This is a genomic window from Uliginosibacterium sp. TH139, from assembly GCF_002855595.1.
Classification (GTDB): Bacteria; Pseudomonadota; Gammaproteobacteria; order Burkholderiales; family Rhodocyclaceae; genus Uliginosibacterium; species Uliginosibacterium aquaticum.
Genome location: NZ_PKRR01000002.1, coordinates 146,255 through 165,245 on the forward strand (window position 1 = coordinate 146,255; position 18,991 = coordinate 165,245).

The 18,991-nt window shown below is 64.8% G+C and carries 16 protein-coding genes; 12 read left to right on the top strand and 4 right to left on the bottom strand.

All coding sequences use genetic code 11. From position 1 onward, the window contains the following. The first annotated feature begins 50 nt into the window (after positions 1-50). From C0V76_RS04280 to C0V76_RS04325, 10 genes are all read left to right on the top strand, one after another. Entirely contained in the window at positions 51-1,490 is a 1,440-nt protein-coding gene (locus C0V76_RS04280; protein WP_101941149.1) for an ATP-binding protein, read from the top strand. Beyond that, positions 1,487-2,005: a hypothetical protein gene (locus C0V76_RS04285; protein ID WP_101941150.1), complete on the top strand. Its 519-nt coding sequence runs from the start codon at positions 1,487-1,489 to the stop codon at positions 2,003-2,005. Before C0V76_RS04280 ends, C0V76_RS04285 begins: the two co-directional genes overlap by 4 nt. Continuing rightward, on the top strand, positions 2,002-3,393 hold the full coding sequence (locus C0V76_RS04290) for a sigma 54-interacting transcriptional regulator (RefSeq protein WP_101941151.1): 1,392 nt from the start codon (positions 2,002-2,004) through the stop codon (positions 3,391-3,393). Before C0V76_RS04285 ends, C0V76_RS04290 begins: the two co-directional genes overlap by 4 nt. 233 nt (positions 3,394-3,626) lie before the next feature. Further along, positions 3,627-4,238, top strand: a complete 612-nt coding sequence (locus C0V76_RS04295; RefSeq protein ID WP_101941152.1) for a polymer-forming cytoskeletal protein — start codon at positions 3,627-3,629, stop codon at positions 4,236-4,238. A 305-nt stretch (positions 4,239-4,543) separates the two neighbouring features. Next, complete coding sequence (locus C0V76_RS04300; RefSeq protein WP_101941153.1) at positions 4,544-5,077, top strand: sigma-70 family RNA polymerase sigma factor; 534 nt, start codon at positions 4,544-4,546, stop codon at positions 5,075-5,077. Continuing rightward, entirely contained in the window at positions 5,061-6,077 is a 1,017-nt protein-coding gene (locus C0V76_RS04305) for a FecR domain-containing protein (RefSeq protein WP_101941154.1), read from the top strand. Before C0V76_RS04300 ends, C0V76_RS04305 begins: the two co-directional genes overlap by 17 nt. A 170-nt stretch (positions 6,078-6,247) precedes the next feature. Beyond that, a complete protein-coding gene (locus tag C0V76_RS04310) occupies positions 6,248-8,743 on the top strand; it encodes a TonB-dependent receptor (protein ID WP_101941155.1) in 2,496 nt (831 codons plus the stop codon). Continuing rightward, a complete protein-coding gene (locus C0V76_RS04315) occupies positions 8,743-9,015 on the top strand; it encodes a hypothetical protein (RefSeq protein WP_101941156.1) in 273 nt (90 codons plus the stop codon). Before C0V76_RS04310 ends, C0V76_RS04315 begins: the two co-directional genes overlap by 1 nt. Position 9,016: 1 nt before the next feature. Then, a complete protein-coding gene (locus C0V76_RS04320; protein WP_101941157.1) occupies positions 9,017-9,313 on the top strand; it encodes a hypothetical protein in 297 nt (98 codons plus the stop codon). 18 nt (positions 9,314-9,331) lie between these two features. After that, positions 9,332-10,978 (top strand): PepSY-associated TM helix domain-containing protein, encoded by a 1,647-nt coding sequence (locus tag C0V76_RS04325; RefSeq protein ID WP_101941158.1) that lies wholly within the window; start codon positions 9,332-9,334, stop codon positions 10,976-10,978. An 85-nt stretch (positions 10,979-11,063) separates the two neighbouring features. Here C0V76_RS04325 and C0V76_RS04330 read toward each other — a convergent pair whose 3' ends face one another. Both C0V76_RS04330 and C0V76_RS20075 read right to left on the bottom strand, forming a co-directional pair. Further along, a complete protein-coding gene (locus tag C0V76_RS04330) occupies positions 11,064-11,378 on the bottom strand; it encodes a hypothetical protein (protein ID WP_158239143.1) in 315 nt (104 codons plus the stop codon). Further along, entirely contained in the window at positions 11,332-12,753 is a 1,422-nt protein-coding gene (locus tag C0V76_RS20075) for a methyl-accepting chemotaxis protein (RefSeq protein ID WP_101941160.1), read from the bottom strand. Before C0V76_RS20075 ends, C0V76_RS04330 begins: the two co-directional genes overlap by 47 nt. 294 nt (positions 12,754-13,047) lie before the next feature. Here C0V76_RS20075 and ettA point away from each other — a divergent pair, with 294 nt between their 5' ends. Then, positions 13,048-14,712 (top strand): energy-dependent translational throttle protein EttA, encoded by a 1,665-nt coding sequence (ettA, locus tag C0V76_RS04340; protein WP_101941161.1) that lies wholly within the window; start codon positions 13,048-13,050, stop codon positions 14,710-14,712. 83 nt (positions 14,713-14,795) lie between these two features. Here ettA and C0V76_RS04345 read toward each other — a convergent pair whose 3' ends face one another. Next, positions 14,796-15,899 (bottom strand): putative phage abortive infection protein, encoded by a 1,104-nt coding sequence (locus tag C0V76_RS04345; RefSeq protein WP_101941162.1) that lies wholly within the window; start codon positions 15,897-15,899, stop codon positions 14,796-14,798. 343 nt (positions 15,900-16,242) lie between these two features. Between C0V76_RS04345 and C0V76_RS04355 the strand changes: the two genes are divergently transcribed. Beyond that, positions 16,243-17,892: a glycoside hydrolase family 6 protein gene (locus tag C0V76_RS04355; protein ID WP_143707351.1), complete on the top strand. Its 1,650-nt coding sequence runs from the start codon at positions 16,243-16,245 to the stop codon at positions 17,890-17,892. Between the two features lie 95 nt (positions 17,893-17,987). Here C0V76_RS04355 and C0V76_RS04360 read toward each other — a convergent pair whose 3' ends face one another. Continuing rightward, a complete protein-coding gene (locus tag C0V76_RS04360; protein ID WP_101941165.1) occupies positions 17,988-18,938 on the bottom strand; it encodes an MBL fold metallo-hydrolase in 951 nt (316 codons plus the stop codon). Between the last annotated feature and the right edge of the window lie 53 nt (positions 18,939-18,991).

The window sequence follows — 18,991 nt, forward strand, 5'->3', positions numbered from 1 at the left end:
CTGCGCCAGCAACGCAGGTACAAACAGGGGCTGCTTTGTACCCGTGCCCGATGCGCCTGCCCTATCCGCTCTCCCTTCCCAAGCTGCTGCTACTCGGTTTCGTACTGGTCGCCCTGCCTGCAGTGCTGGCCTTGTTCGGCGCCTATTTCTCGCTCGCCCAGCTCAGCCAGCGCAGCGAAAGCGCGATCACCCGCGCCACGACCATCACCCGCGACAGCCGTGCCCTCAGCGAACATCTCACCGCCCTGGAGCGCCTCGCCCGCCAGCAATTGGTACTCGGCGACGAAGCCGGGCTCGGCACCTATGCCCGCCAGCGCACAGCCTTCAACGAAACCGCCGAACGCCTCCAGCGGCACGCTGACACGCTTGATCTCGGCAGCAACCTGGATGCCCTGCGCTTGGCAGAAAAGAGCATCTGGCAAAGCCTGCAGCCAGCGGAACTGAGCCAGAACCGCGGCCCGGCTTTGCTCAAAGCCTTCGCGGCCATGAATGACAGCGCCAGCCTCATCATCAACCAGGCCGACGCCCGCATCGAGGCTGACATCCAGTCACTGCGGATCGAAGCGGCAGCAGCCCGCCGCCAGTTGCTGCAGCGCTTGTGGATCCTGATCCCGATCAGCCTGCTCCTGGCGCTGGGCATCACCGCCCTGATCCGGCGGCCCTTCCGCCAGATCGAGGAAGCCATGCGCGGGCTCGGCGAAGGGCGTTTCGACACCCCGATCCGTGTCACCGGCCCGCGCGACATGGCCCTCCTCGGCCAGCGTCTGGACTGGTTGCGCACGCGCCTGCAGGCACTCGACGCGCAGAAGACCCGCCTGCTCCACCACGTCTCGCACGAACTCAAGACGCCGCTCACCGCCCTGCATGAAGGCACCGCACTGCTGCTCGACAAGGTGACCGGCCCGCTCAACACCGAGCAGCTCGAAGTCGTGCAGATCCTCGCCAGCAACTGCCAGCGCCTGCGCAAACTGATCGAAAACCTGCTCGATTACAGCGGCCTGCGCTTTGCGCCGGGCGATCTGCGCCGCGAGCAGATCGCGCTGACGGAGCTCATTGCCCTGCTCATTGCCGACCACAAACTCGCCGCCGCGGCGCGCAACATCCGCATCGCCTGTGAAGGCGATGCGCTGAACTTACAGGCGGACCGCGAAAACCTCCGCGTGATCCTCGACAACCTGCTCTCCAACGCCCTCAAATACGCCCCGCCAGGCAGCAGCGTGCTCATCCGCAGCAGCGCTGGGGCCGGCCAGATCTGCATCGAAGTCTGCGACGAAGGCCCCGGCATTCCGCTCGAGCTGGCACCTGGCATGTTCGAAGCCTTCGTTCAGGGGCCGGCGCCGCAGGGCAGCCCGGTCAAGGGCAGCGGGCTGGGGCTGTCCATCGTGCATGAACTCGTCGCCCTGCATGGCGGCGAAGTTTCGCTACACCCCAATTCCCCCCAGGGCACGCGCGCCTGCGTCCGCCTGCCGCTCACCGGGTCTCCAGCATGAAAGCCCTCTCCAGCCTGCTGCTCGCCAGCGCGCTCGTCTTGCTCGCTAGCGCCTGCAGCACTACCGAACTCAGGCATGTTGGCCTGCTTCAGGCAAGCAGCGAAGCGGATCTCGACATCCTCCAGCAGAGCAGCCGGATCCGCGCCATGAACCCGGCCGAGCTCGCGGCCGAAGCCGACAGCCTGCAAAAACACTACGCCAGCAAGCGCAGCGAAGAACGGCGCCTGCAGCTCGCCCTGTTTCACGCCATTGCCCCCAGCCCGCCGGGCGACCGCGCGCGTGCCCTGAGCCTGCTGGATCTGCCCCCCTCGGACGCCAACGGCCGCGGCCGCAATCACCCGCTGGCGCAACTCTTGCTGCCCATGCTGCAGGACATCCGCCGCCTCGACGACGCCCAGGCCAGCAGCCAACAGAAGCTGCGCGAGGCGCAGGCAGGCAATGAACAGATGCGCCAGAAGCTCGACGCCTTGCGCGAGATCGAGCTGAAAATGCAGGAACGCCCGAAAGCCAAATGACTCAGCCCCCCACCGCCCCCGAAGCTGCCAACACCCGCGTGTTGCTGGTTGACGACGACCCCGACCTGCTGCGCCTGCTCTCGATCCGCCTCAAGGCCAGTGGCTTTGCCATCCGCTGTGCCGACAGTGGCCCTGCGGCCCTGGCGGCAATCGCCGCGCAGCGGCCGGACATCATCGTCACCGATCTGCGCATGGCCGGCATGGACGGACTGGCTCTCTTCGACGCGGTGCGCCAGCAGCATCTCTCGCTACCGGTGATCGTGCTGACCGCCCACGGCAATATCCCGGAGGCCATCGAAGCCACCCAGCGCGGTGTGGCCGGTTATCTCACCAAGCCTTACGACGCGGGCGAGTTAATCGCGCAGATCCGCCGCGCCGTCGGCAGCTCGGGCGATGCGGGTGAATCGCGCAAACCGGCGGCCTGGCGCAGCGAGATCCTCACCCGCAGCGCGCTGATGGAAGACTTTCTGCGCCAGGCCGAGTTGGTCGCCGCCAGCGAAGTCAGCATCTTCATCAGCGGCCCCAGCGGTGCCGGCAAGGAGCTGCTCGCGCGCGCCATCCACCAGGCCAGCTCGCGCGCCGGCAAGCCCTTCGTGGCCATCAACTGCGGGGCGATCCCCGAGCAGCTGCTCGAATCCGAGCTCTTCGGCCATGTCAAAGGCGCCTTCACCGGCGCCCATCGCGACCACGACGGGCTGTTCCAGTCCGCGCGCGGCGGCACGCTCTTCCTCGACGAGATCGGCGACATGCCCACGCCCCTCCAGGTCAAGCTGCTGCGTGTGCTAGAGGAGCGCGAAGTACGCCCGGTTGGCGCCACGCGCAGCCTGCCGATCGATGTACGCATCCTCTCCGCCACCCATCGCGATCTGCATGTCGCACGTAGCGAAGGGCGTTTCCGCGACGATCTGTACTACCGCCTGAATGTCGTCAGCCTTGCCCTCCCCTCGCTGGCCGAGCGCCGTGAAGACATTCCGCTGCTCGCCCAGCACTTCCTGTTGCGCCTCGCCGCGCGCTACAAACGTGCCGTCACCACCTATTCGCCGGAAGCCATGGCGCTGCTGCTGGCGGCGCCATGGCCCGGCAACGTGCGCCAGTTGCTGAACGTCGTCGAGCAGACCGTCGCCCTCTCCACTACCCCGGTGATCCCCGCCGCGCTGGTCCAGCGTGCGCTGCAGGATGAGGGCGGCGCCATCGAATCCTTCGAGGAAGCCCGCCAGCGCTTCGAGCGTGACTACCTCGTGCGCCTGCTGCGCCTCACCGACGGCAAGGTTGCCCAGGCTGCCCGGCTCGCCCGGCGTAACCGCACCGAGTTCTACCGCCTGCTCGCCCGCCACCACCTCGAAGCAAGCGCCTTCAAGGACGCTACAGATCCGGCCGGGCAGGCCTGATCCGGGCTGTCGCCGATTCGCGACAGCGCCTCGCCCGGCGGCAAGGGGCTTTGCCCGCAGCGGCCCGAAAAGCTGTCGCTGCAAGGCGACACCCGAGGCCCGGACGAGATCTCACAAATAACAAACAAACCGTTGATTAATAATGATTAGTTGAATCTGGCACGGCCTCTGCACTGTATCTCCTTGTCGGCGCTTCGCTCCTTGAAGGCCGCCCCGCTCACGAAGGAGACCAGATGTTCCATAAAGCCCTGCCCCGCAGTTCCGAAGCCGCAGCGGAGCGCCAGCCCCGCGTCACCCACACGCCCGGGGCCTATCCGGCGCTCCAGCCGCAGAACCGCCTGCGCGACGCCGCCGAACTGAACGCCGCCCAGGCCGCTCAGCTCGCCGCACAGACCAGCAGCAGCCCGGACACCCGCCATACACCCGCCCCGGTGGCAGACACCGAATCACCCAGCCGCCTGGTCGTCGGTCCCGAGGTCAAGCTCAAGGGCGCCGAAATTCTGGATTGCGACACCCTCATCGTCGAGGGCCGCGTCGAAGCCACCATGGATAGCCGCGTGCTGCGCATTGCCGAGAAAGGCGCCTTCTCCGGCAAGGTCGGCATCGATGTCGCCGAAATCCACGGCCACTTCGAGGGCGACCTGACTGCCCGCGACAAGCTCGTCATCCACGCCACCGGCCGCGTACGCGGCACGATCCGCTACGGCAGCCTGCTGATCGAAGCCGGCGGCCAGATCAGCGGTGACGTGCAGGCACTGGAACACGCCCGCTCAACCGAAACCCGCAACTCAGGAAAGGAGGCCGATCGCCCGAAAATCAGCGCATTGATCACTTCGGCGGCCTGATGCCGCCGGATGTTCGACAAACGGGTGGGCGACGTCCGCCGCAGCGTTCGCTGCAAGGCGCTGCGGTGCGCCCGCCAGTTTGTTGAACCGCGCTTGAAGCCGTCCGGTGGCCTGTCCTTCCTCCTCAGGTCAGCTGGCTGCCTCAAGCCACCACACTGCTCACTACTTCAGGCCCGGCCCAGACCGGGCCTTTTTTTGTGCCGGGCAAAACGCTTTACCACCCTCGCCGGATATGTATAAAATGATAATCATTCTCATTTAGTTCATCATGCCCGATACACATCCTCGGGCACAGGGAGTCCGCCGTGTCCGCCACCGCTGCATCCATCGCTGATTTTGCATTCCACCGGCAAATCGAGGCGCTCTATACCGAGCACCATGGCTGGCTGCGAGGCTGGCTGCGCAAGAAACTCGGCAATGCTTTCGATGCCGCCGATCTGGCCCACGACACCTATCTGCGCCTCCTCAGCAGCGGGCACATGCCGCAGCAGGATGAATCCCGTCGCCACTTGAGCCAGATTGCCAACGGTCTGGTCATCGATCTGTATCGCCGCCGCCAGATTGAAGCGGCCTATCTGGAGGCTCTCGCCCTCCTGCCGGAACAGCAGGCGCCTTCCGAAGAAGCCCGCGCGCTGGTCATTGAAGCCCTGGTCGAGATCGATGCGATCCTGCATGGCCTCGCTCCCAAGGCGCGCATGGCGCTCCTCATGTGCCGGCTAGATGGCCTGAGCTATCGCGAGATTGCCGAGCGCCTGGAGGTTTCAGTCTCTTCAGTCGAGAAATACATCGCCACCGGGCTGATCGCCTGCCACCGCGCGCTGCATGCCCAAAACGCCTGAGCCGCGCACACCGATGAACGCCCCGGCAGCCCCCGACGCCACTGCCCTGAGCCCGGCCATCATCGCCAAAGCGGCCGAATGGATGGCCCGTTTGTGGTCGGAAGACGCCCGTGCGGAGGATAAGGCTGCCTGCGGGCAATGGCGGGCCGCCCACCCCGATCATGAACGTGCCTGGCAGGAGCTGCAGATCTTCGAGGACAAGCTTGACGGCCTGCCGTCCGAGCTCGCCCATCATGTGCTGCGCGAGCCCGCAGATCAGGCCTGGCAGAAGCGCACGACCCTGCGCCGCCTGTTCGGCCTGGCCATCGTAGCGGGCGGCGCTGCCAGCCTGCTGCGCAGCACCGACACCTGGCAACGCGGCACGGCGGACTACGCCACTGCCACGGGCGAGATCCGCGAGATTCAGCTGGCGGATGGCACATCGATCGTGCTGGCCACCGCCACCCGGATCGATGTGCGCTTCGATGCGCAGGAGCGGCGCATCGTGCTGCACGCGGGCGAAATCCTGATCACCACCGCACCGGACCCGGCCAGCGTGCACCGCCCTTTCCGGGTGCACGGCCGGCATGGTCGCATCGAAGCGCTGGGCACCCGTTTCAGCGTGCGACAGGACGAAAACGCCTCGCAGGTCGCCGTATTCGAAGGCGCGGTGGAGCTGCGCAGCCGCCGCAGACCGGACCTGGCCATCCGTATCAGCGCCGGCGAAGGCAGCCACTATTCCGCCACCCGGATCGCGCCCCTCACACCGGTACAGGAAAGCGCAGCGGCCTGGCGCAATGGCGTGCTGCTGGCAGAGAACATGCGTGTGGCGGACTTCGTCGCCGAACTCGCCCGCTACCGGCCGGGCCTGCTGCGCTGCGATCCGGCCGTAGCAGAACTGCGCGTGAGCGGCGTGTTCTCCCTGCGCGACACCGATCGCGCCCTGCAGAACCTTGCGCTGGCCCTGCCCCTGGTGCCGGTCTATCGCACCCGCTACTGGGTCACCCTGCAGGCGAGCTGAGACGCTGATTGGCTGCTCCGTGCCAAAGGCAGGAATGCGTCCACGGCTCCGATGCGCAGGCGTAATTTTTTCGCCCCGAAAAAAATTCAGTCTGGCATTGAGGGTTTCGCAGTCTCGTTCGGAATACCTGATGAAGCCACTCAATATTCCCGAACCGAAAGGACCGCAGCATGGCCAGACACGCCTCCCTTCCCTCTTCTGCGCAACGTACTCTGCCGCGTAAGCAGGGCCTCGCCAGCTTTGCCCCGAGCGGCACCACCAGCGCCGTGCGCAGCGCCCTGATGACAGGTCTGATGCTCGGTGCCGTCGGCGTCACCACACCCCTGGCCTACGCCCAGAGCGCAGCGCCCGCCGCCAGCGCGGCGCGCAGCTACAACATCCAGGCCGGCCCGCTGGATCGGGTGCTGAACAGCTTTGCCGCCATCGCCGGCGTCGAGTTCAGCTCAGATGCCAGTCTGCTGCAAGGCCGCAGCAGCCGCGGCCTGTCCGGCATCTTCACCGTCGAGCAGGGCTTTGCCGAACTCTTGCGCGGCCAGGGTCTGAACGCCAGCCGCCAGGGCAACGGCAGCTACATCCTGGTCAAACCCGCCGAACAGGGTTCGCGCCCGTCCGGTGAAGTCACTCTGGCTGCGGTCAAGGTCACCGGCACCACCGTATCCCCCACCGACCTGCCAGCGTCCTATGCGGGCGGCCAGGTGGCGCGTGGCGCCAAGCTCGGCGTACTGGGCAACGTCGACGTGATGGACGCCCCCTTCAACGTCACGGCCTACACCGCCCAGGCAATTGCCGACCAGCAGGCCGCCACCGTCGGCGAAGTGCTGCGCAATGATCCCTCGGTGCGCTTCACCACCAGCGACGGCCACAATGCCGAGAACATCACCATCCGCGGTTTCGAGATCAACTCCTCGGAACTCGCCTTCAACGGCATGTACGGCATGCTGCCCGGCGCCCATGTGCCGACCGAATTCGTCGAGCGCGTCGAAGTCTTCAAAGGTCCGGCCGCCATGCTCTCGGGCATTGCCCCGAGCGGCGCCGTGGGCGGGGTGGTCAATCTGGTCACCAAGCGCGCCACCGAGCAGGATCTGACCCGCCTCACGACCAGCTACGCATCAAACTCGCATCTGACACAAGCCGCCGATATCGGACGCCGTTTCGGCGCGGAGAAGCGCCTCGGCGTGCGCTTCAACGGCTCGCTGGGCTATGGCGAAACCACGCTCGAAGACCAGAAAAAGCGCGACAACTTCTCCTCCCTGGGCCTCGACTACCGGGGTGAACGCTGGAAGATGGAACTGGACGCCTACTCGGCTCACCAGAACCAGTCCGACGGCAGCCCGCTGATGGTCGGCTTCAGCACCTTGGGGCGCGTCATCGATGCGCCGGATACCAGCAAGAACGCCCTGCGCGGCACCTACGCCCACCAGCGCACCGATGGTGCCATGCTGCGCGGCGAGGTGGAGCTGACCCGCGGCCTCTCCGCCTACGCGGCTCTGGGCACCGCCAACTACAACTACGATGGCTTCATCAACGGCACCCGTGTCGTACTGACCAATGCCAATGGCAACGCCACCGGCCAGACCTACAACCAGGCCGGCTATACCCGCTCGAGCTCGGGGGAAACCGGCCTGCGCAGCAGCTTCAGCACGGGCAGCATCGCCCACCAGATGGTCGCCAGCTTTGCCCAGCAACACACCACCACCGGCCTCGCCACGGTGAACACCAGCGCCAGCTACGTCACCAACATCTACGACCCGAAGACCAATCCGACCATTGCCGGCGCCCACGGTGCCGTCGCCCGCTCGGCCGACAACATCTACTCCAGCCTGGCACTCGCCGACACCCTGAGCCTGTTTGAAGACAGCACCCTGCTGACCCTCGGCGCCCGCTCGCAGAGCGTCAAGCAGAAGATGGCCACGCCCACCGCCTACGAAGAGAGCGCCATCACGCCGATGCTGGGCTTGGTCGTGAAGCCCTGGGGGCCGGAAGTCTCGCTGTATGCGAACTACATTGAAGGCCTGAGCCCGGGCGTCGTAGTGTCCTCGGTGTATGCCAACGAGGGCGAAACCCTCGCACCGTACAAGACGCGCCAGAAGGAAGTGGGCGTGAAGTGGGAGCACGGCAGCTTCATCAACACCTTCAGCCTGTTCAGCATCCTCAAGCCGTCCACGATTTCCGTTGCCACCAGCGCCTCGCGCCCCACCCTGGCACTGGATGGCGAGCAGAAGAACCAGGGCTTCGAGTGGACCATCGCCGGTCAGCTGAGCCGTCAGGTCCGCATGCTCGGTGGTGCCGCCTACACCGTGGGCGAACAGGTGCGTGCCGCGACCGCCGCCAACGATGGCAAGAAGGCGCCGGGCGTGCCGGCCTGGACCGCCAACCTCGGCAGCGAATGGGATCTGCCCTGGATCAGCGGGCTGACGCTGAACGGGCGTGTCACCTACACCAGCGCCCAGTATCTCGATGCCGCCAACAAGCTTGAGTTGCCGTCATGGACCCGCTGGGATGCCGGCGCGAACTACGCGCTCTCGGCCTTCAGCAAGCCGGTGGTGCTGCGTTTTGCCGTCGAGAACCTGACCGATGAGCACTACTGGTCCGGCCGCTTCGGTGAAGGCTTCGCCACCCTCGGCGCACCGCGTACCTACAAGCTCTCGGCCACGGTGGACTTCTGATGCTCGCGTGGCTGCTCTCCGGCCTGCTGCTCGCCCTGGCGGGCAGCTTCGCCATTCATCTCGCCTCGCCCCACCAGCGCTGGCGCGCCAGCGCGCTGGCTGCGCGCCCCGCCCGCCTGGCCGGGGCGGCCCTGCTGGTGGCCGCCCTGATCGCCCTGGGCCAGACCCTGCACAGCGTGGTAGCGATTTTCGTGCTGCTCACCTGGCTGATGCTGGCCTTCGTGTTGCTGCCCTATCTGGGGGCTCTGATTGCCCGCAAGGAAAGCCGCTGACATGACGACAACAAGCTCCAAACCTGCTCCGATCCGCCGCGACTGGATCGCCAAATCGCTCGCCGGCACACTCCTCGGCTTCACCCTCGCCATGGGCTGCAGTGGCCTGCTGATACTCGCGACTGCCGGCCTCGCGCCCGGCACGCGGGCCCAGTTCGCGATGTGGCTGGTCACCCCGATCTGGCTGGGCGTACTCAGTGGCTGCTTTTTCTTCAGCAGCGGCCTGCGTGCCTGGCTGTGGCTGGGCGGGGCCAACCTGCTGGTCTTCGCCACGCTGCTTCTGGCCCGCCCGGCCTGACCTTCTCTCCTGTACATCATGCGCAGCGACTACATCCGCATCTACAAAACCGTTCATACCTGGACCGGCATCCTCACCGGCATGGCGCTATTCATCGCCTTCTATGCCGGGGCGCTGACCGTCTTCAAGGAGCCGCTGGCCCGCTGGGCCGCTGCGCCTGTTGCCGCCCTCGAAGTACCGCTCGCGGAAACGCCCGCCCTGATCGCCAAAACCCTCGCCGCCCATCCGGGCGCCGCCAAGGGCTTCCAGCTGAATCTCAAACCTGCCGAGCATGAGCCTGCCCGCCTGAGCTGGGTCGAACGCGAAGAAGGCCAGGACGATCACGACACCCTCAATGGTCGCCACTACCGCGCCACGCTGGATGCTCAGGGCAACGCTCTCATCAGCGAAAGCCAGCCCTCGCAGCTCGCCGAGTTCATCGACATCCTGCACCGGGTGGTCGGCCTGCCCTTCGATACCGACCCCAACCGCTGGCTGATGGGCGTGGTCGCCGCGCTCTACGCGCTGGCCCTGGTCTCCGGCGTAATCGTGCTGCTGCCCACCCTGGTAAAGGACTTCTTCGCCCTGCGCCTGGGCAAGAACCTCAAGCGCATGTGGCTGGACGCGCACAACGTGGTCGGCATCATCAGCCTGCCCTTTCACATCGTGATGGCCATTACCGCCGTGGTCTTCGCCTACCACGACGGCCTCTACGCCCTGCAGGACAAATACCTCCACAGCGGCCGCCTCGCCAACGCCTTCAACCAGCAACGCCCGGCCGCCAAACCGGCCCCGCGCGACCCGGCGGACATGCTCCCGCCCGTCACCCTGCTCGAACGCGCTCAGGCGCTCTCGCCCGGCTTCGAACCCAGTTCGCTGCAATACGTGAATCTCGCCGGCCCGCGCGCCATGGTGCGGGTTTGGGGCAGCGATCCCGCTGCACTGGCCCCGCGCGCCATGGGCGGCTTCGTGGCGCTGGACCCATGGAGCGGCAAGGTTTTGAGCCGAGACTTCCTGCCCGGCGCCCAGGACGCAGCCAACACCACCCTTTCCAGCTTCTTCGCCCTGCACTTCGCCACCTTCGGTGGCACTCCGGTACGCTGGATGTACTTCCTGCTCGCGCTCGCTGGCGCCTGGCTCTTCTACAGCGGCAACCTGCTGTGGATCGAGTCGCGCCGCAAGAAACAGCGCCAGGGCGAAGCACTGCCCGGCCAGCGCCTGGATACGCGCCTCCTGGCTTCGGCCACGGTGGGCGTGTGCATCGGCTGCATCGCCGGCGTCTCGCTGACGATTGCCTGCGCCAAATGGCTGCACGGCCATGTCGCCGACCTGAATGCCTGGCACTGGTACGTGTATTACGGCGTGTTCTTCGCCAGCCTCGCCTGGGCCTTCTGGCGTGGCGCCGGCCGCGCCGTGGTGCCCCTGCTGTGGCTGGCCGCTCTGGCCACCTTCTGCATCCCGCTCACCACCCTGCTGGCCTGGCTGATTCCCGGCCTCGGCCTGTGGGCCAGCAGCAGCCTCGCCGCCCTGGGGGTGGACCTCACCGCGCTGGCCGGTGGCCTGGGCCTCGTGTGGATGGCACGCGCCACCGCCCGGCGGGTGCGCCTCGGCGCGGATGACAGCGTGTGGTCGGCCCGCCCGGCCGAGCCCACGCCCGCCTCGGCCCCAGCACCGAACGAAGCCTGAACGAAACTTGGCACGGCAGGCTGAGCGAGTGCAAGCTTGCAAAGCCTGCCGCCAAGACACGGGCAAACCGCCAATCAGGCCATGATCACTTGCTCATCCCGTGGGCGCGGAAACCAATGCGGAAGCCGCCCCAGTGGCGGCCCGCTACGTAGATGGGCGCAGAAATGTCGTACATCACCTCGCCCGTATCGCGCCGGTAAGTCTGTGTCAGGAAATCCAGTTCGTGCGCACCGCAACGGCTGCCAACACGATCACTGAAAATGCGCTTGGTGCGGTTGTTGACCATGTCGCGCGCGCGGTCGCCGGTCAGGGCCTGGCTAAAGCGCTTGTTGTGCGTCGGGAAGTAACCGCGCTTATCCACCGCACCGGCATACACGATGTGTGGATAGCGCTCCAGCAAGGGCTCCTGGATCGCCGGGAAGATCTCGTCCGTCAGCGTGTTCAAAGGCGGTGTGGAACTTCTGCGGATCGGTGCCTTGAATCGGCAGGTATTGCTCGTCGAAGAGCTGATCGAGGCTGATGCGCTTGTCGGCCAGGGCACGCTCCAGTGCCGCCCCGATCTGCCGCGCTGCCTCGCGCGCCACTTCCGGCGTTTCGCGATGCTCACGCATTGCAACTTCGCCTTCCGCGCCGATCTTGTAGACCTCTTCCAACTCGCGCATGCTCGCCGCCAGTTGCTCAAGCATGCGCCGATGCGTCGCCGCCACGCCAACCCGCCGTTCGTTCTCCTGCGCCAGGCGCACGATCTGCTGCGCCTCGGCCTCCAGTGCCTGGCAAGCCGACACCTGCGAGCCCATGTCCTGCACGATGCGCTGCACCTGATCGCGGGTCTGTTGCGCCCCCACGAAGATGGCTGATAGCGCCTCCGCTGCGCGCTGGGCACACTGTGCCCCGTCCCGCGCCTGATCACTGCTCTGGGTGATGACAGCGATGGCCTCGGCCGTGTCGGCACGCATGCCGTCGGTGATGCCGGTAATGTCGGCCGTCACCCGTGTCGTGCGTTCGGCCAGTTTGCGCACCTCATCGGCCACCACCGCAAAGCCACGCCCTTGCTCACCGGCGCGCGCCGCCTCGATGGCCGCATTGAGCGCCAGCAGATTGGTCTGATCCGCGATCTCGTGAATCTCGGCGATCATGCGGGCGATCTCCTGGCTCAGATCGCCCAGGTGCGTCACACGCTGCGCAGAATGCACCGCCGACTGGGCCAGCGACTGGATCTGTAGCTGCGCTTCACGCACCGTGCGGTCGCCCTCCTCGGCCAGCGCGCAAGCCTTCATCGCCAGCGCGCCCGCCTCGCCCACTTCTGCACTGGCGGCCAGCGTCTGCTCGCGCATGCGCACGATAGCCGCGCCAGCCGATTGCGCTGCGGCAGACTGCGTAGCCCCTGCTGCCAGCACACCATCCGTTTCCTGCTGGAGCACCAGGCAGGACTCGCTGACCCGCTGCGCATCCTGCACGATCTTGCCCAGCATCCCCTGCATGCCTGCAACGAAGCGATTCACCGCCGCAGCGGCCCGCCCGGAATCCCCCTCACCTTCGTCCACGCGCCGCGTCAGATCACCATCGGCGCTCATCCTGGTGAGCACGGAAGTAATTGCTTCGCTGCGCCCCAGGCGTCGCGAAAAGCGCTGCGCGCCCCAGGCGCCCCCCCCCCCCACCACCAGCCCGGCAAGCACAAAACGCCAAGCCGGCGCACCGTTCGCCAAGGAGCCCGCCAAGCTAGCCAGCAGAGCCAGAAAAATGCCGAACATCACCCACACGCCCTTGCCCTGCATGCTGTACTCCTCCGGCTTTCAAGCCCAAACAGAGATATCGGACGATGGCGGGGCAAACTTGACGGCCCACACCAGAACAAGGGAAGACCCGCCCTGCCTTTCGCGCGGCCCCCCCTGTTTCGTCATGCCCCGACGCACAGCCTCAAGGTATCCTTACGTTTTTCCAATCCCCATGAACAAGGACTTTCCAGAGCCGCTTCCTGCCTGGCCTCGCCCACAGCGACAGTAAAGTAGTACAGCAAGGAGGCGCGACAAGGCTGGAAGCGGTTCTGGGAAGTCCCTTAAAGGCAAAAAATGGCTCAATACGTCATGTCAATGCTGCGCGTGAACAAGGTTGTTCCGCCCAAGCGTCAGATCATCAAGGATATTTCCCTCTCCTTCTTCCCCGGCGCCAAGATCGGCCTCTTGGGCCTTAACGGCTCGGGCAAATCCACCGTGCTTCGCATCATGGCCGGCGCCGACAAGGAATATGACGGCGAAGTGCAATGGCAGCCGAACATGAGCATCGGCTACCTGCCGCAGGAGCCGGAGCTGGACCCGAACAAAACCGTGCGCGAGGAAGTTGAATCCGCGCTGGGCGAAGTCATGGAAGCCAAGCAGAAGCTCGAAGAGGTGTACGCCGCCTACGCCGAGCCGGATGCCGACTTCGACAAGCTCGCCGAATTGCAGGCCAAGTACGAGAACATCATTTCCACCAGCGGTGCAGACGTGGAAACCCAGCTCGAAATCGCCGCCGACGCACTGCGCATTCCGCCCTGGGACGCCAAGATCGGCCCGCTCTCCGGCGGTGAAAAGCGTCGCGTGGCGCTGTGCAAACTCCTGCTTTCCAAGCCAGACATGCTCCTGCTCGACGAGCCGACCAACCACCTCGACGCCGAATCCGTCGAATGGCTGGAGCAGTTTCTGGTGCGTTTCCCCGGCACCGTGGTGGCCGTCACCCACGATCGCTACTTCCTCGACAACGCCGCCGAATGGATTCTCGAACTCGACCGTGGCGAAGGCATCCCGTGGAAGGGCAACTACTCCAGCTGGCTGGAGCAGAAAGGCGCGCGTCTGGCCAATGAGCAGAAGCAGGAAGATGCTCACCGCAAGGCCATGAAGGAAGAGCTGGAATGGGTGCGCCAGGGCGCCAAGGCTCGTCAGTCCAAGAGCAAGGCCCGCTTGGCCCGCTACGAGGAAATGAGCGCGGTCGAATACCAGAAGCGCAACGAAACCCACGAAATCTTCATCCCGCCGGGCGAGCGCCTGGGTAATCAGGTGATCGAGTTCAAGGGCGTGTCCAAGGGCTTTGGTGATCGTCTGCTGATCGACAACCTCAGCTTCAACGTTCCGCCCGGCGCTATCGTCGGCGTGATCGGCCCCAACGGCGCCGGTAAGTCGACCCTGTTCCGCATGATCCAAGGCATGGAAAAACCGGATTCCGGCGAAATCGAAATCGGCTCCACCGTGAAGATCGCTGCGGTCAATCAGACCCGCGAAGGCCTCGACGGCAGCAAGACCGTGTTCGAAGCCATTGCGGACGGCGCCGACATCCTCACCGTCGGCAAGTTCGAAATGCCAAGCCGCGCCTACATCGGCCGCTTCAACTTCAAGGGCGGCGACCAGGCCAAGATCGTCGGCAATCTCTCCGGTGGTGAGCGTGGCCGCCTGCATCTTGCCAAGACCCTGGTCGAAGGCGGCAACGTACTGCTGCTCGATGAGCCCTCAAACGATCTGGACGTGGAAACCCTGCGCGCCCTGGAAGACGCGCTGCTCGAGTTCTCCGGCTGTGCGATGGTCACCTCGCACGACCGCTGGTTCCTCGACCGCATCGCCACCCACATCCTGGCGTGCGAAGGCGAATCGCAATGGACCTTCTTCGCCGGCAACTACACCGAGTACGAAGAAGACAAGAAGAAGCGTCTGGGTGAAGAAGGTGCCAAGCCCAAGCGCATCCGCTACAAGCCGATCAGCCGCTGAGCCGTTCAAGGCGCAAGCAACAGAAAGCCCGCCACTCCGGCGGGCTTTTTTTGTCCGGCCTGCACGCAAGCCAGGGGCACAACTCAAACCTCAGGCTCTGCCCGGCGCTTGCTCAGAGCCTTGTGCAGGCGGCTCAGGCGGCCGACCTCGACTTCCAGCCGGGCAATCTCGTCCGACTCGTTTTCATGATCCTGACCAGCACCGGCCAGATCGAATTTCCGGGCCCGCACCGACAGCAACCGTTCCTGGCAGGACTCCATCATTTCGCTTGCCGCCTTCAAGGCGCGCTGGATGTTCGCCGCGGAGAGCTGGCTCGCGGCATCGCTGCGCAAGGCACTCCATTTGACCAGCCCGATCCCGTAAGCCCGTACCTCGTACAGCGCAAGCAGGCTGTAGTCGGGCAGGTTCTGCGGGCGCAAGCCTTCAAACAGTGACAACTCCTCGATGCTCTCCTTGAGGCCGAAAGCCTCGTCGCGCAGTGCATGGAAGAACATCATCAGCAACTCGTACTGCGAGAACTGGCCACGCAGCAGCCGGGCGTAAAAAGCCTTGTTGCGGATGGCACTGCGGTGCACGAAGCTCGCGATGTTCTCGATGCTCTGATAGTAGTGCTCCACGAGGTGGCCGAAGCGGATGTAGTTGTCTTCGTAGTAATCGTTCAGCCAGGCCAGAAACTCCTCGCGCTCGTCCCAGTTCTGGCAGCGCTCGAGCAAGTCGTAATCAGAAAAACTCTCGCCGTACAGGCGATGGATCGCCGCCCGCCCCCTGAACAGGCCTTCGTGATCGCTCAGTTCCACTGAGTTGAGGATTTCCTGATGCAGGCGCAGGAGCTGGAAGAAGGTGTTTTCGAATGCCTGAGTTTCGGCCGCCCGTGCGCTCGCCTGGGCCTCGCGCTTGACCTGCTGCAATTGCTCGCGCTGCAACACTACCGCCACCAGCAGGCCCACCACCGATAGAAAGCCAAACACTGGGTTGAGGAGGCCGCCGAAGAAATCGCCCAATGTGCCGAGCTTGGCCGGATCCTGGGGGGCATCAACCCCCCCCAGCCCCTCGGCGTGACTCAGGTAGTAATCCAAAACGGTATAGCCGAGCGCCAGCATCAGCAGCGTGGCTGCGAGCAAGGCAGCGGCCAGCACGAACCAGTTCGACCGGACCAGCCCGAACATCACTTGCCTCACCTCTTTCATCTCGCCCTCCAAGCCCGGCACGACCGCCTCAATGAGGATTTACGACCTTGGCGCGCAAAAATTGACCGGATCGCCCAGGCCGGAAGTCATCCCTGTTGCTCACGCGCAGCCCAGTCGCCCAGACCGCGACCAGAAATACCGGAAACGACAGGCTTGTCAGAACCTTTTCCCACACCCGCAAATCCAGCCTAAACGGCGTACAAAAACCACAAACCAGGTAAAAAACCTTAAAGCCGTTCGCCACCCTCAAGCAGCCTTTCCATCCAATGCCAAAAGCATTCACGGATGAAGCACGTCACACTTTTCGAGCTCGATTCAAGCAATACCTTTCAAGGAAACCCAAGTGAAAAAAGTGTCTCTTAACAGCCTGACCTGGAGCATGTTGCTGTGCGCAGGTCTTCTGAGTGCGTGCGGCGGTGGTGGCGGTGGAAACGGTGGTGGAAGCAGCAGCGGTAACGCTTCGTCGGCGGGCAACACCAGCAGCACGGGCAGTGCCGGCGCATCTTCCGCAGCGGGCAACCCCTCTTCCAGTGTGAGCAGCGTGGCGACTTCCTCCGCCAATACCTCTGCCGGCAGCAACACCTCGTCCGCAGCCCAATCCTCCACCGGCGCCAGTTCCTCGGCCGGCAACACCTCGTCGGCAGCCGCCAGCTCTTCGGCCGGAGCAACGTCTTCTGCGGCAGCCAGCTCCTCGGCCAGCAGCATCAGTGCAGCCCTGGGCGTCACCACCGGCAATCCGTTCGCCGGCGCCGGCATGTACGTCAATCCGGATTACGCTGCCGCCGTGCAGCAATCGGTGAACATACTCTCCGCCGGCTCAAACGATGCCCGCATCGCCACGGCCATGAAGTCCCTCCCCACCGGTGTCTGGATCGACCGTATCGACGCCATTGAAGGCGGTGCCCTCAACAGCGGCCGTCTTGGCGTGGAAGGCCATCTGAAGGAAGCCCTGGCCCAGCAGAAGCTCAAGGGCGGCGCGATGACCATCACCTTCGTCGTCTATGACCTGCCGGATCGCGATTGCGCATCGGCCGCCTCCAACGGCGAGCTGAATGCTGCGACCGGAGGCATGAGCAAGTACAAGACCCAGTACATCGACAAGCTCTACAGCATCTTCGCCAAGAGCGAGTACAAGAGCCTGCGCATCACCCTGGTGATCGAGCCGGATTCGCTGCCAAACCTGGTCACCAATGCCGGTGAAGGCGCATCGATCCCGGCCTGTGTCACGGTGAAGAGCAACAACACCTATGTCGAAGGCGTGCAATATGCCGTCGGCAAGTTCGCAACGCTCACCAACGTCTACCAGTATCTGGACATTGCCCACTCCGGCTGGCTGGGCTGGGACAACAACCGTGCCCGCGCCGTGAGCTACTTCAAGACCTGGGTCGGCGGCATCAGGAATGGTGACCTCTCGGTGATCCGTGGCTTCGTAACCAACGTTGCGAACTACACTCCGCTGGACGAACCCTTCTTCAACGGCACCGCCGATGTCGTCAACACCGGCGGCAGCACGGCCTTCTACGAGTGGAACTACATGGTCGACGAGCTGAGCTATGTCGACAAACTGCGCGCCGAATTCGTGGCTGCCGGCTTCCCCTCGGGCCTGGGCTTCATGATCGACACCGGTCGCAACGGCTGGGGCAGCGCACTGCGCCCGACCTCCGCCGCGGCTGACGTCGACAACATGCGTATCGATCTGCGCAACCATCGTGGCAACTGGTGCAATGTGCGCAACACGGGTGTTGGTGCGCGCCCGAAGGCTGCACCGGACGCTTCACGCAGCTATCTGGACGCCTACTACTGGGTCAAGGGCCCGGGTGAGTCCGACGGCACCAGCGACAGCTCCGCCACCAGCGCCAACTCAGAAGGCAAGCGCTTTGACGTGATGTGCGGCAGCGGCAACATCGATGCCCTGCAGAATGCCCCGCACGCCGGCCACTGGTTCCACGATCAGTTCATGATGCTGGTTCGCAACGCCTCGCCGGCGCTGTAAAAACCACACGCAGGCAAGACGATGGGCAAACAGCTTCGCCCATGAAAAAGCCCGCCAGCCGGCGGGCTTTTTCATGCGTCCTCGCAAACCCAGGATCACTTCAGCGGCGTGAAGTCGTAACCCTTGCCACGCACACTCAGCGTTCCCACACCAGGGCTGGTCAGGTGGAAACCCGCCACCAGTGCATTCTCGGCAATCGCCAGATCGGCAATGCGCCGCCGCGTGGCCTTGGCCGCCTCGGCATCCATATCGAACATCACGGCCCACTCGGGGTTGCGCACGAACATCGAGACATTGGTGGTATCGGCCCAGTACAGCAGCTTGCGGCTACCGCCTTCGATCATGAACACGGTATGACCCGGGGTGTGGCCATACGCGGCAATGGAACGCACACCCGGCAGCACTTCCTTGCCCGGCTCGAAGCGAATCACGCTGCCAGCCAGCGGCCCGAACACGCGCCGTGCGGTATTCAGACCACCGCGCGAGGCCTCAGGCGTGGCGGTGTAGCGTGCCTCGTCCATCCACCAGTTCCATTCCGGTGTCGGCACATAGATCTTCGCATTCGGGAACACCACCTGGCCGGCCTTGTTGCGCAGGCCATTGATGTGATCGCCGTGGAAGTGGGAAATCACCACGGCCGTGATCGACTTCGGATCGATGCCCGCCTTGCTCATGTTCTCTAGCAGCTTGCCGCTGCCCGCCGCACCGAACTCGCCATTGCCGGTGTCAAAAAGCACACGCTGGCCGCCCACATCCACCACCAGCGAGTTATAGGGCACCTCCAGCTTGTCCGTCGGCAGGCCGGCCGCCTGCAGATCGGCCTGCACCTCGGCCAGCGACGCATTACGCACGAAGTTCGCGTCCAGTGCACGTGCGCCCTGACCATCGCTCAGCATGGTCACACCCACCTTGCCAAGATCCACCCGTGCCGCCCCCTCGGCCACCTGTATCGCCCGCGGCACGCTGCTGGCGCAGGCCGACAGGAACACACTTATCAAGGCCGCGCCCAGCACGGTCCAGCCTGCAGAAAACGGTCGGTTCTTCATGGTCACGCACTCCTCTGGGGATAGGTTCAAACAGTGGATAAAGGCGTCCGGGC

Excerpts from the sequence above, each read along its gene's own strand:
- ettA (WP_101941161.1), top strand. The coding sequence starts at position 13,048 with ATGGCTCAATACGTCATGTCAATGCTGCGCGTGAACAAGGTTGTTCCG.
- C0V76_RS04285 (WP_101941150.1), top strand. The coding sequence starts at position 1,487 with ATGAAAGCCCTCTCCAGCCTGCTGCTCGCCAGCGCGCTCGTCTTGCTC.
- C0V76_RS04290 (WP_101941151.1), top strand. The coding sequence starts at position 2,002 with ATGACTCAGCCCCCCACCGCCCCCGAAGCTGCCAACACCCGCGTGTTG.
- C0V76_RS04345 (WP_101941162.1), bottom strand. The coding sequence starts at position 15,899 with ATGAAAGAGGTGAGGCAAGTGATGTTCGGGCTGGTCCGGTCGAACTGG.
- C0V76_RS20075 (WP_101941160.1), bottom strand. The coding sequence starts at position 12,753 with ATGCAGGGCAAGGGCGTGTGGGTGATGTTCGGCATTTTTCTGGCTCTG.
- C0V76_RS04320 (WP_101941157.1), top strand. The coding sequence starts at position 9,017 with ATGACGACAACAAGCTCCAAACCTGCTCCGATCCGCCGCGACTGGATC.
- C0V76_RS04360 (WP_101941165.1), bottom strand. The coding sequence starts at position 18,938 with ATGAAGAACCGACCGTTTTCTGCAGGCTGGACCGTGCTGGGCGCGGCC.
- C0V76_RS04315 (WP_101941156.1), top strand. The coding sequence starts at position 8,743 with ATGCTCGCGTGGCTGCTCTCCGGCCTGCTGCTCGCCCTGGCGGGCAGC.
- C0V76_RS04325 (WP_101941158.1), top strand. The coding sequence starts at position 9,332 with ATGCGCAGCGACTACATCCGCATCTACAAAACCGTTCATACCTGGACC.
- C0V76_RS04280 (WP_101941149.1), top strand. The coding sequence starts at position 51 with ATGCGCCTGCCCTATCCGCTCTCCCTTCCCAAGCTGCTGCTACTCGGT.
- C0V76_RS04295 (WP_101941152.1), top strand. The coding sequence starts at position 3,627 with ATGTTCCATAAAGCCCTGCCCCGCAGTTCCGAAGCCGCAGCGGAGCGC.
- C0V76_RS04305 (WP_101941154.1), top strand. The coding sequence starts at position 5,061 with ATGCCCAAAACGCCTGAGCCGCGCACACCGATGAACGCCCCGGCAGCC.
- C0V76_RS04310 (WP_101941155.1), top strand. The coding sequence starts at position 6,248 with ATGGCCAGACACGCCTCCCTTCCCTCTTCTGCGCAACGTACTCTGCCG.